This window comes from Monashia sp. HAY1-5C (assembly GCF_056755255.1).
The window spans coordinates 1-12,079 of the sequence record NZ_JBPGXG010000008.1; the positions used below are offsets into that span (position 1 = coordinate 1).

At 71.6% G+C, this 12,079-nt stretch carries 9 protein-coding genes and 1 tRNA gene; 6 read left to right on the plus strand and 4 right to left on the minus strand.

What is annotated here, in order from left to right:
* The first annotated feature begins 65 nt into the window (after window positions 1-65).
* The 3 genes from ACR9ZK_RS02240 (at window position 66) to ACR9ZK_RS02250 (ending at window position 5,156) form a co-directional block, all read left to right on the plus strand.
* Complete coding sequence (locus tag ACR9ZK_RS02240) at window positions 66-3,143, plus strand: UPF0182 family membrane protein (RefSeq protein WP_481339674.1); 3,078 nt, start codon at window positions 66-68, stop codon at window positions 3,141-3,143.
* A 188-nt stretch (window positions 3,144-3,331) separates the two neighbouring features.
* Window positions 3,332-3,405, plus strand: a tRNA-Met gene (locus ACR9ZK_RS02245).
* Between the two features lie 215 nt (window positions 3,406-3,620).
* Window positions 3,621-5,156 (plus strand): FAD-dependent oxidoreductase, encoded by a 1,536-nt coding sequence (locus ACR9ZK_RS02250; RefSeq protein WP_481339676.1) that lies wholly within the window; start codon window positions 3,621-3,623, stop codon window positions 5,154-5,156.
* Window positions 5,157-5,181: 25 nt separating this feature from the next.
* Here ACR9ZK_RS02250 and ACR9ZK_RS02255 read toward each other — a convergent pair whose 3' ends face one another.
* Entirely contained in the window at window positions 5,182-5,670 is a 489-nt protein-coding gene (locus ACR9ZK_RS02255) for a MarR family winged helix-turn-helix transcriptional regulator (protein ID WP_481339808.1), read from the minus strand.
* A gap of 118 nt (window positions 5,671-5,788) precedes the next feature.
* Between ACR9ZK_RS02255 and ACR9ZK_RS02260 the strand changes: the two genes are divergently transcribed.
* Window positions 5,789-5,980 (plus strand): hypothetical protein, encoded by a 192-nt coding sequence (locus ACR9ZK_RS02260; protein WP_481339678.1) that lies wholly within the window; start codon window positions 5,789-5,791, stop codon window positions 5,978-5,980.
* A 49-nt stretch (window positions 5,981-6,029) separates the two neighbouring features.
* On the opposite strand, the gene ACR9ZK_RS02265 is transcribed toward ACR9ZK_RS02260, so the two are convergent.
* A complete protein-coding gene (locus ACR9ZK_RS02265; RefSeq protein WP_481339680.1) occupies window positions 6,030-7,733 on the minus strand; it encodes an aminotransferase class V-fold PLP-dependent enzyme in 1,704 nt (567 codons plus the stop codon).
* A 128-nt stretch (window positions 7,734-7,861) separates the two neighbouring features.
* On the opposite strand from ACR9ZK_RS02265, the gene ACR9ZK_RS02270 reads away from it, so the two are divergent.
* Window positions 7,862-9,169, plus strand: coding sequence for a M16 family metallopeptidase (locus ACR9ZK_RS02270; RefSeq protein ID WP_481339683.1), 1,308 nt, complete (start codon window positions 7,862-7,864; stop codon window positions 9,167-9,169).
* Window positions 9,166-10,578, plus strand: a complete 1,413-nt coding sequence (locus tag ACR9ZK_RS02275) for a M16 family metallopeptidase (RefSeq protein ID WP_481339685.1) — start codon at window positions 9,166-9,168, stop codon at window positions 10,576-10,578. Before ACR9ZK_RS02270 ends, ACR9ZK_RS02275 begins: the two co-directional genes overlap by 4 nt.
* 45 nt (window positions 10,579-10,623) lie before the next feature.
* Here the strand turns inward: ACR9ZK_RS02275 and ACR9ZK_RS02280 are convergent, their stop codons facing one another.
* Window positions 10,624-11,157, minus strand: a complete 534-nt coding sequence (locus ACR9ZK_RS02280) for an N-acetyltransferase family protein (RefSeq protein ID WP_481339687.1) — start codon at window positions 11,155-11,157, stop codon at window positions 10,624-10,626.
* Window positions 11,158-11,160: 3 nt separating this feature from the next.
* Window positions 11,161-11,991 (minus strand): histidinol-phosphatase, encoded by an 831-nt coding sequence (hisN, locus tag ACR9ZK_RS02285; RefSeq protein WP_481339690.1) that lies wholly within the window; start codon window positions 11,989-11,991, stop codon window positions 11,161-11,163.
* Window positions 11,992-12,079: the final 88 nt, after the last annotated feature.

Consider the following 12,079-nt stretch of genomic DNA (forward strand, 5'->3'; position numbering starts at 1 on the left):
CCCCCCCCCCCCCCCCAAAGCAAAAGACGGCACACTAGATGTAGCTCCGTCTCGTGGGCTCGGAGATGTGTATAAGAGACAGCCACGTGAGCGACAGCAACTTCGGTCCCCCTCCGCGCAACTTCGACGACGACGACGCCGGCCCACCGCGGCGCCCGGACGGCGCGGCACTGCCGCCCGCGCGGCGCCCCCTGGTCACGGCGCTCGTCGTCGCGGGCGCCCTCGTCGTCGTCCTGGCCATCGCGGCCCAGTTCTGGACCGAGGTGCTCTGGTACCAGTCGGTCTCCTTCTCCTCGGTCTTCACGACCCAGCTCGTCACCAAGACCGTCCTCGGCGTCGTCGGCGGCCTGCTCACGGCCGCGGTCGTGTGGTCGAGCATCCACATCGCCTTCCGAACCCGACCCATCTACGCGCCGTCACCCGACACGCAGGCCATGGAGCACTACCGGCAGCTCGTCGAGCCGATGCGCCGCACCGCCACGGTCGCCGCGCCGCTCGCCATCGGCCTGTTCGCCGGTCTGTCGGCAGCGACGCAGTGGGACACCTTCCTCCTGTGGCGCAACGGAACCCCCTTCGGCAGCCAGGACCCCGAGTTCCACCTCGACGTCGGCTTCTTCGTCTTCGACCTGCCGTGGATCAACTTCGTCATCGCCTTCCTGACGATGATCCTCGTCATCGGCTTCATCACCGCGGCCTTCACGCACTACCTCTACGGGGGCATCGTCGCGAGCCAGAAGATGCGCTCGACGCAGGCGGCCCGCGTCCACCTGTCCGTCATCACCGCGGTCCTCGTCCTCGTGCGCGGCGTCGCGTTCTGGGTCGACCGGTACAACCTCGCGACGGCGCAGTCGACGAAGATCACCGGCATCCAGTACACCCAGGCGCACGCCGACATCCCGACCAAGGGCATCCTCGCGCTCGCGGCCGTCATGTGCGCCCTGATGTTCCTCACGGTCATCTGGACCCGGTCCTGGCGCCTGCCCCTTGTCGGCGTCGCCGTGCTCGCCGTCATCGTCGTCGCCGTCGGCGGCATCTACCCGGCGCTCATCCAGTCGCTCAAGGTGCGCCCCTCGGAGAAGTCGCTCGAGGTGCCGTACATCCAGCGCAACATCGACGCCACCCAGGCCGCATACGGCTTCGACAAGATCAAGGTCGAGGCGTACGACACGAAGACGGTCGCAGCCCCCGGCCAGCTGCGCGGTGACGCCGCGACGGTTCCCGGCATCCGCCTCATCGACCCGAACATCGTCAGCCCGACCTTCAAACAGCTCGAGGCGAGCAAGGGCTACTACCAGTTCGCCGACGTCCTCGACGTGGACCGCTACCGGCTCGACGACAAGCTGCAGGACACCGTCATCGCGGCCCGAGAGCTGGACCTCAACGGCGTGCCCGACCTGCAGCGGAACTGGCTCAACGACCACACCGTGTACACCCACGGCTACGGCGTCGTCGCGGCGAAGGGCAACACCCGCGACTCGGACGGCGAGCCGACCTTCTTCGAGTCGCAGATCGGCACCGAGGGCGCGCTCGGCAAGTACGAGCCGCGCATCTACTTCGGCGAGTACTCGCCCGACTACTCGATCGTCGGCGGCGGCAAGAAGGAGTTCGACTACCCGGACCCCAAGGGCACCGGCCAGATCACCTACGCCTACCAGGGCACGGGCGGCGTCCAGCTCGACGCGCTCCGCCGCCTCGCGTACGCCGTCAAGTACCGGGAGATCAACTTCCTCCTGTCCGACGCCGTGACCAACGACTCGCGCATCCTCGACTACCGGACGCCGCGGGAGCGGGTGCAGCGCGTCGCGCCGTGGCTGACCCTCGACGGCAACGCCTACCCCGCGGTCGTCGACGGCCGCGTCCTGTGGATCCTCGACGGCTACACCACCTCGGCGAACTACCCGTACTCGGAGATGACGACGCTCGACACGGCCACCGAGGACGCCGTCACCAGCACGCGCACCGCGGTCCGCGCCGTGCAGGGCGGCCAGGTCAACTACGTCCGCAACTCGGTCAAGGCCACCGTCGACGCGTACGACGGCTCCGTGACGCTCTACCAGTGGGACGACCAGGACCCGGTGCTCAAGGCCTGGATGTCGATCTTCCCCGGTGTCGTCAAGCCGATGTCGGACATCAAGGGCTCGCTCATGGAGCACCTGCGCTACCCGGAGGACCTCTTCAAGGTCCAGCGCCAGCTGCTGCAGAGGTACCACGACAAGGACGCCAACTCCTTCTACGGCGGCCAGAACTTCTGGCGGGTGCCGGACGACCCGACGCAGTCCGGCGGGGACCTCATCCAGCCGCCGTACTACCTCTCGCTCGCGATGCCGGGCCAGAGCTCGCCGGCCTTCTCGTTGACCTCGACGTTCATGCCGACGGGTGACCGCAACGTCCTGTCCGGCTTCCTCGCCGTCGACGGCGACGCCGGCAACCAGGACGGCAGACGCTCGCAGAACTACGGCACGATGCGGCTGCTCGAGATGGGCGGTGGCAACGTCAGCGGTCCGGGCCAGGTCTACAACGACATGCGAACGTCGAGCACGACGTCGAACGACGCGTCGCTCGGTCGGCAGCTGACCCTCGCCCAGTTCATCTCGACGACGAGCAGCAACGGCGCCAACGTCATCTTCGGCAACCAGCTGACCCTGCCCGTGGGCGGCGGCCTGCTCTACGTCCAGCCGATCTACGTGCAGGCGGCCCGGGCGAGCGGAAGCGGATCCTTCCCGAAGCTCAACGCGGTCGCCGTGGCGTTCGGCGGCAAGATCGCGTGGGCGGGCTCCCTCGACGCGGCGCTCAACGACCTCTTCGGCGGCGAGTCCGGGGCCTCGGCCGGGGACACGGGGACCGGCACGCCCTCGACGCCGGGGGCCGGTGGCCCCGGTGGCACCGGAGGCACCCCGACCCCGACGGGCACGAGCACCTCCACGCCGAGCCCGACGACGACACGGCCCGCCCCGCCGGGCACCCCGAACGCGGGCGCCCTCGCTCAGGCCCTCAAGGACGCCGAGGCGGCCTATGCCGAGGGCGAGGCGGCGCTCAAGCGTGGCGACTTCGCCGCGTACGGTCAGGCCCAGGCCCGCCTCAAGCAGGCCCTCGAGCGCGCCGTGGCCGCGTCGCCGCAGGGCACGGCGACGACGCGTCCCTGAGCGGACGCGTCGACGCCCGTCGGCGTCGTGATCGAAAACGACTGGGGCAGTGGCTGATTCGGCTGCCGCCCCAGTCGTCACCCCGACGACGACACCGCTGCGGGCAGTCGTGGAGGCTGTGCACACCCGGGTCGACAGGGCCGATTTGGTCTTTCCCGGGGGCGTCGTCTAGGGTTGAGACATACCGACGCGGGGTGGAGCAGCTCGGTAGCTCGCCGGGCTCATAACCCGGAGGTCGCAGGTTCAAATCCTGCCCCCGCTACACAGGCCCTCCTGGCAGGAGGGCACCGGAAACCCTCGAACCCTCGGGTTCGGGGGTTTTCGTCGTTCCGGGGTCGGTGCTGCCGGCGGTCGCCCCGAGCCCGGTGAAGGGGTATGTACCAGCACGAGCCGCCGGTGCCTCCGGCCACGGCTCGCCGTGGGGCACGCCCGGGCCTGGGCCGCCCCGACACCTGCCCTGAGTCGAGAGGACCTGACGTGCTACCGGGAAACCAGGAGTCGCACTGGATCGCCACCGTGCCGCCCGGCACGCCGTACCCCGTGCTGACCGAGGACGTCACGGTCGACGTCGTCGTGGTGGGGGCCGGCGTGGCGGGCATCAGCACGGCCTGGGAGCTGACCCGCGCGGGGCTCACGGTGGCGCTGCTGGACGCCGACCGGGTCGCGGCCGGCGTCACCGGGTACACGACGGCCAAGCTCTCGGCCCAGCACACCCTCATCTACGACCACCTGACCAGGCACCTCGGCGACGAGGCCGCGGCTCGCTACGCCGCGTCGCAGCAAGAGGCGATCGAGCACGTGGCGCAGGTCGCGGCCGAGCTGGGCATCGCGTGCGAGCTAGAGCGCTGCCCCGCCTACGTCTACGTCGAGGACCCGGCCCAGGTGGACGCGCTGAGGGCCGAGGCGGACGCGGCCGGTCGGGCCGGGCTGCCGGCCACCTTCACCACCGACACACCTCTGCCCTTCACCGTGGCCGGCGCCGTGCGCGTCGACGGGCAGGCGCAGTTCCACCCCCGCAAGTACCTGCTCGGCCTCGTCGAGGACATGGTCGCCCGGGGAGCGCAGGTCCACGAGCGGTCGCGGGTCGTCGAGCTCACCGAGGGCTCCCCGTGCCGGGTCGTGACCGAGCAGGGCGCCACCGTCACGGCTCGCCACGTGGTCGTGACGACCAACTACCCGGTCTTCGACCGCGCCCTGCTGTTCTCCCGGCTCTCCGTCCGGCGTGAGCTGGTCGTGGCCGCCGCCGTACAGCCCGACGTGGTCCCCGAGGGTCTGTTTATCACCTCCGAGCAGAACACGCGGTCGCTGCGCAGCGCCCCCTGGCACGACGGTCGGCGGCTGCTCATCGTCACCGGCGAACACTTCACACCGGGGGACGGCGACGTCACCCGCCTGTGGCAGGAGCTCCTCGACTGGACCCGGGGACAGTTCCCCACCGCCGACGTCGTCTACCGCTGGGCAGCCCAGGACGCCACCTCGCTGGACAGGGTGCCCTACATCGGGCCGTTCCACCTGGGCGCGCAGAACACCTGGGTCGCAACGGGCTTCGGCGGGTGGGGCATGGCCAGCGGCGTCCTGGCCGGCCGGCTGCTCACCGACCTGGTCTGCGAGCGCGACAACCCGTGGGCCTCGCTGTACGACCCCCGTCGCCTGCACCCGCTCACCGAGCTGGGACCAGCCGTGAAGCTGCAGGCCAAGGTCGCCCGCCACTTCGTCGGCGACCGGCTCACCTCCCACGTGGACTCCGTCGACGAGATCCCGCTCGGCCAGGGCGCGGTGACCCGCATCGACGGCACGAGGTGCGCCGTCTACCGCGACGCCGACGGCCTGCTGACCGCGGTCTCCGCCACGTGCACCCACCTCGGCTGCCTGGTGCACTTCAACGACGCGGAGACGGCCTGGGAATGTCCCTGTCACGGTTCGCGGTTCGCCGTCGACGGCAGGGTGCTGCAGGGACCGGCGAACGAACCGCTGAAGCCGCATCCCCTGCACGCCCCGGCCTCCGGTGGTTGAGGGCCCGTCGTCCGCTGAGACGGGCTCAGGCCTTCACCGTCCGGGTGGCGGCGATGACGGAGCTCAGCTCGCGGTGCAGGTCCTGGAGCTGGGACACCTCCATGCCGAGCCGCGCGATGACCTGCGGCGGGACGCCGAGGGCCTTCCGGCGAAGCTCGCGACCCTGCTCCGTCAGCCCGACGTGGAGGGCGCGGTCGTCCGTGGGGTGCGGGTCGCGGCGCACGAGCCCGGCCCCCTCGAGGCGTCGGACGAGCGGTGAGACCGTGGCCGGCTCGAGGCTGAGGAGGTCGCCGATCTCCTTGACCGTCAGGGGCGCCCGTTCCCACAGGGCGAGCATGACGAGGTACTGCGGATGGGTCAGTCCCAGGGGTTCGAGGATCGGGCGGTAGAGCCCGATGACGTTGCGGGCGGCCACCGCCAGGGCGAAGCAGACCTGCTGGTCGAGCCGCAGGAGGTCATCGGGGGAGTGGGACGCACCGGCGCCGACGGTGGGCACGGTGGGCACGGTGGGCACGGTGGGCTGGTCGTGGTCCGGTGCGGTCACGCCGATGTCTCCTGTCCTTCGGTCCTCGACCTCAGGATAGTATGTGTCCTAATCATCAGTGCACGAACGATTTCACGAGGTGGTCCTCATGGCCCGAACCCCCCGCTCCGGGCGTCTGTCGCTCGCCTACCGCCTCGGCTACAACCTGAGGATGCTCGGCCTCAGCCTCTTCGGCCCGGCCCAGCTGGGGGAGCGCAACGACCCCAAGGAGCGTCTGCGGCGTGAACGAGCCGCTCGCGAGGCGGCGCTGCAGGCCGCCGCACGAGACGAGGCGCGCTGACCCGCTGACCCGGCCCGCCACGCAGGCGCGGCGGACCGGAGCCCGAGGTTCAGGCCAGGCTCGTGGCTGGCAGCTCGAACCAGCGCAGGTGGTCGAAGTCCACGTCGACGCTGCCCGGGCCGCACCGCACGGGCTCGGCCTCGGCGAGGACCTGCCGGGCATCGGCGAGGTGCTGCTCCAGCGCCTCCTCGCCCAGCCGGTCGGTGTGGCGCGGGTAGTGCAGGCCGTCGGCGCCGAAGCGGACGTCGCGCAGTCGCAGCGGTGGCTCGACGGGCCCGTTGCGGTGTCGCCACAGACCCGTCGCCGGCTCGAAGGAGTAGTCACCGAGGAGGCGCCAGCCGTCCCTGGCCACGAGCCGGACGGCCTCGATGACGTAGTCGGCCACGGCGTCGGAGATGAAGTAGTTGAAGTTGATGCGCACCCATCCGGGCTTGATGCCCTCGCAGCCGCGGCCGATCTCACGCTCGAACTCGTGCGAGCGCTCGAGGTCGATGCCGAGCAGGTGGTGGCCGTAGGGCCCCGCGCACGAGCACCCGCCGCGCGACTGGATCCCGAAGAGGTCGTTGAGGACGGCGACGACGAAGTTGTGGTGCAGGTACGGGCCGTCGGGGGAGCGCACGACGAACGAGACGATGGACAGGCGCTCGGCGTCGAGGTTGCCGAGGATCTCGATGGCCGGCTCCTGGGTCCAGGCCTCGGCGGCGCGGCGCAGGAAGGCGTCCTCGCGGGCTCGGATCGTCGCGACGCCGACCGCTTCCTTGAGTGCGAACACGAGCCCGGCGCGGATCGACTCGACGATGGCGGGCGTCCCGCCCTCCTCCCGGTGGGCGGGGTCGGTGAGGTAGTCGTGGGCCGCCGGGTTGACGTAGGCGACGGTGCCGCCCCCCGGGACGTCGGGTACCCGGTTGGTGAGCAGCTCACGCCGGACGACGAGGACGCCCGGCGTGGCCGGACCGCCGATGAACTTGTGCGGGCTGAGGAACACGGCGTCCTTGCGGGCCAGGTCGCTCGCGACGCCCCGCCCCCCGCGCCCGTACATCTCGATGTCGACGTACGGTCCCGCGGCGGCGAAGTCCCAGAAGGCGAGGGCGCCGTGCTCGTGCAGGAGCGTCGAGATCGCGTCGGTGTCGGTGACGATGCCGGTGACGTTGCTCGCGGCGGAGAAGGAGCCGATGCGCAACGGCCGGTCGGCATGCTCCTGGAGCCGCTCCCGCAGCACCACGAGGTCGACATGGCCGTCCAGGTCCTGGGGGATGACGACGACGTCGGCGACGCACTCGCGCCACATGACCTCGTTCGAGTGGTGCTCGTAGGGGCCGATGAAGACGACCGGGCGCTGGTCGGAGGGCACGAGCTCGCTGGCGTGCCAACGGTCCTCGAAGCCGGACGGGACACGGAGGCCGAGGATGCCGACCAGCTTGTCGATGGCGCCGGTGCAGCCGGAGCCGGCGAAGACGACGACGGTCTCGTCGTCGCCGCCCACGGCGTCGCGGATGGTCCGACGGGCGTCCTCCCGCAGCCGCGTCGTCTGGAGGCCGGTGCCCGAGCTCTCGGTGTGCGTGTTCGCGTAGCGAGGCAGGACCTCGTCGCGGACGAAGTCCTCGATGAAGCCCAGCGCCCGCCCCGACGCCGTGTAGTCGGCGTAGGTGACGCGGCGCGGGCCGTACGGGCCGACCATGACCTGGTCGTCGCCGATGACGGAGGCGCGGATGGTCGCGAGCAGGTCGGGGTCCGGAGTGGTGCTGGCGGTCATGGACCAACCATAGCGTAAAGTGATGCTATTCGTCACAACCATAACTCACAGTTTGCTTAGGGTGCGGCGTCGCGCGAGGTCCCGAGGGCGCCCGCGAACTCTCGCCCTCGTCGCATAGGGTCGAGCGCGTGACGTCGATCTCCTATCCCCTCGCGGAGCGCACGCTGCCCAACGGTCTGCGCGTCATCGTCAGCGAGGACCACGCCGTGCCCAACGTCGCCGTCAACCTCTGGGTCGGCGTCGGCTCCCGCCACGAGGCGCCCGGGCGCACCGGGTTCGCGCACCTGTTCGAGCACCTCATGTTCCAGGGCAGCCGCAACGTGGCCTCGGGAGAGCACTTCTCGGCGCTCATGGACGAGGGCGCCCGCCTCAACGCGACGACGTGGTTCGACCGCACGAACTACTTCGAGACCGTCCCGACCGGCGCCCTCGAGCTCGCCCTGTGGCTCGAGGCGGACCGGCACGGCTACCTGCTCGACGCGGTCAACCAGGAGAACCTCGACAACCAGCGCGACGTCGTCAAGGAGGAGAAGCGCCAGCGGTACGACAACGTCCCGTACGGCACGGCCCTCATCGACATCTACGCGACGGCCTTCCCGGAGGACCACCCCTACCACCACCCGACGATCGGCTCCATGGAGGACCTCGACGCGGCGACGGTCGAGGACGTCCACGCCTTCTTCCGGGCCCACTACGGCCCCAACAACACCGTCCTCACCCTCGTCGGGGACCTCACCCCCGAGGACGGGTTCGCTGCCGCCGAGAGGTACTTCGGCCACCTGCCGGCCATCGAGCTGCACGAGCAGCCAAGACGGCCGCAGCTGCCGCCGCTGGAGGCGCCGGTGCGCCTCGACCGCGTCGGTGACGTGCCGAACGACCGGCTCTACGTGGCGTTCCGGCTGCCCGTCGACACGACGCCCGAGTACCACGCCTGCCAGGTCGCCGTCGACGTGCTCGGCGGCCTGGCCAGCTCGCGCCTCATCCGGCGCCTCGTGCGCCACGACGAGACGGCCGTCGCGGTCGGGGGCTGGACGATGGGCCTCGTCGACGGCGTCGGTCTGGGCGCCTTCACCGTCGACGTCGCGGAGGGCGCCGACGTCGAGCGGGTCGAGGAGGTGCTCTGCGAGGAGCTGTCGGCCCTCGCCGAGCAGGGGCCGGACGCCGAGGAGATGGAGTCGGTCGTCGCCGACACGGAGCGCTCGTGGCTCAGCGCCCTCGCCAGCATCGAGGAGCGGGCCGACCACATCAGCCACCACGCCCTGCTGACCGGTGACGCCGGCTACGTCAACGCGTTCGTCGACCAGGTCCGCGCCGTGACCCCCGACGCGGTCCGCGCCGTGACGGCCGCGTGGCTCGCGCCCGAGGCTCGCGCGGTCGTGCGCTACCTCGCCGAGCCGGGAGCCACCGCAGGCGGCGAGGGGGAGGAGGCGGCATGAGCACGCCCACGTCCGACACCACCGTCGCTCGACCCGCCGTCGCCGCCCCGCAGCCCTGGGCCTTCCCGGAGCCCGTGACCCACGACCTGCCCAACGGCCTGCACCTGGTCACCTACGACGTGCCCGGCCAGTACGTCCTGTCGCTGCGCCTCGGCCTGCCCGTATCACTGCGGGACGAGCCGCGGGACCGCGAAGGCGTCGCGACGATCATGGCCCGCACCCTCGACGAGGGCACCGAGCAGCACAGCGCCGACGAGTTCGCCCGGCTGCTCGAGCGCAAGGGCGTGGGGTTCGGCGCCGGCCTGTCCGAGGCCGGCCTGTCGGTCGACCTCGACGTCGTCAAGGGAAACCTCGAGCCGGCCCTGGACCTGCTGCGCCAGATCCTCACCGAGCCGGTGTTCCCCCACGCGGAGGTGGCACGCCAGGTTCGCACCCGGCTCGCCGAGATCGAGCAGGAGCGGTCCGTCGCCGCGCACCGGGCCATCCTCGAGTTCGTCCGCACGTTCTACGACGCCGACGACCGCGCCTCCCGCCCCACCGGCGGGACCCGCGAGACCGTGGCGGCCATCACGCGCGACGACGTCGTGGCGTTCCACGCCGAGCACGTCGTCGCCGCCGGTGTGACGATGGTCGTCGCCGGCGACCTCGAGGGCCTCGATGTGCCCGCCCTCGTCGAGTCGGCCCTCGGCGGATGGCAGCACGGGCCTCGTGAACGGGGCAGGCACCTCGACACCGCGGGCACGCTGGCCCCGGACCGGTCGCGCGTCGTCTTCGTGTCGCGTCCGGGTTCGGTGCAGACCGAGCTCGTCGTGGGGGCTCCCGGGCCCGACCGGTCGGTCGAGGGCGGCTGGGCGCCCTACCCGGTGCTGGGGTTCGTCCTCGGCGGGTCTCCGAACGCGCGCGTCGACGCGGTGCTCCGCGAGGAGAAGGGCTACACCTACGGCATCCGCTCCAGCTTCCGTCCCCGACGTCGCGGCGGGCTCTTCCTCACCACCGGCTCCGTGCGGTCCGACTCGACCGAGGACGCCGTGCGCCTGCTCCTCGACATCCTGGGCGGCGGATGGAAGGGGTTCAGCGACAAGGAGATCCGCTCCGGTGTCGACTACATCTCCAAGACCGCCCCGGGTCGTTACGCCACTGCCGACACCATCGCCGACGAAGCCGTCGGCATGGCGCTCGACGGCCGCACGACGGCCTTCACCACCGAGAACCTGCGCGACCTGGCGACGGTCGACGCCGCCCGCGTCGAGGCGGCGTTCCGCCGGTTCGCCGAGGAGGCCGGGATCACCGGCGAGGAGCCGGGCGCCGGCTGGACGATCGTCCTCGTCGGCGACGCCGAGGCGCACCTGGAAGCCGTCCGGGGCCTCGGTCTCGGCGAGGTCACCGTCGTGCGCGACGCGCCTCGCTGACCAGGCCCCGCCGGACGGGCCGGAGCACGCCGTCGCTGACCGCGCTCAGGTCAGCGGCTGCTCGAGGACGTAGTCGTCCTCGTACCGGCCGCCCACGAGGAAGCGCTTGGCGCCGACGCGCTCGAAGCCGCTCTTGGCGTAGAACCGCTGGGCGCGCTCGTTCTGCTGGTTCACCCCGAGCCAGATGCCGGCCGCACCGGTGGAGCGTGCCCACCCGATCGCCTCGGCCATGAGACGAGCGGCGGTACCGCGACCGTGCGACGAGGGGAGCACGTAGATCTTGCTCAGCTCGACGGTGGGCCGGTGACGGATCGCAGCGCGGACGTCGTCGTCGGACGGCTCGCCGGCCACGAGCATCGCGTAGCCGACGGCCGTGCCGTCCTCCTCGGCCAGGAGCAGGTGGCGGGCCGGGTCGAGGACGTACTCGGCGAACCGGTCCGGGGACAGCACGTCGGAGACGAAGGCCTCGACGCGGTCGCGCGTCATGTCCGGCGGGCAGGCGAGGGCGAAGGTCTCGGCCGCGACCGCTGCGAGCGCGGGCACGTCGGCGGGGCCTGCCGCGCGTACGAGCAGCCCCATGGCTCAGGCGTTCTCCGGGTTCGAGGCCGCGCGCGCGGTCTCGCGGTCGGACGGCATGCCGATGCGCTCGAGCACCGTGTCGTGGAGCAGGCCGTTGGTCGCCACGGCGTTGCCGCTCCAGCAGCCGGGTCGGCCGTCCAGCCCCGTGAACCGCCCGCCGGCCTCCTCGACGATCGCGACGAGCGCGGCCATGTCGTGCACCTCGAGCTCGGGCTCCGCGGCGATGTCGACGGCACCCTCGGCGACGAGCATGTAGGACCAGAAGTCCCCGTAGGCGCGGGTGCGCCAGCAGTCGTCCATGAGGTCGAGGAAGTCGTCGCGCCGCCCTCGTACCCGCCAGCCGGAGAGCGAGGAGTACGACAGCGACGCGTCCCCGAGGCGTCCCACCTGCGACACCGCGATCGGCTTGGCCGACGACAGCGACCGGCCGGTCCAGGCGCCGCTGCCGACCGCGGCCCACCAGCGCCGACCGAGGGCCGGGGCGGAGACGACGCCGAGGACCGGCACGTTGTCGACCACGAGGGCGATGAGGGTCGCCCACACCGGGACGCCACGGACGAAGTTCTTCGTGCCGTCGATGGGGTCGACGATCCACCGCCGTGGCCCGTGGCCCGTCGTCTCGAACTCCTCGCCCTGGACGGCGTCGCGCGGACGGGTGCGCTTGAGCTGGGACCGGACGAGCTCCTCGGCGGCCCGGTCGGCGTCGGTGACCGGCGTGAGGTCGGGCTTGCTCTCGACGACGAGGTCGGCGGCGCGGAAACGGCTCAGGGTCACGCGCTCGACGGCGTCGGCGAGCACGTGGGCCAGGCGGAGGTCGTCGTCGTAGGAGGTCACCGGGTCAACCTAGCCTGCGCCGGGCGACCGCGGTGGGAACGGTCGCGCGGTGGCGTCCGCGACGTGTGCCGAGGCGTCTCGGCAGAAC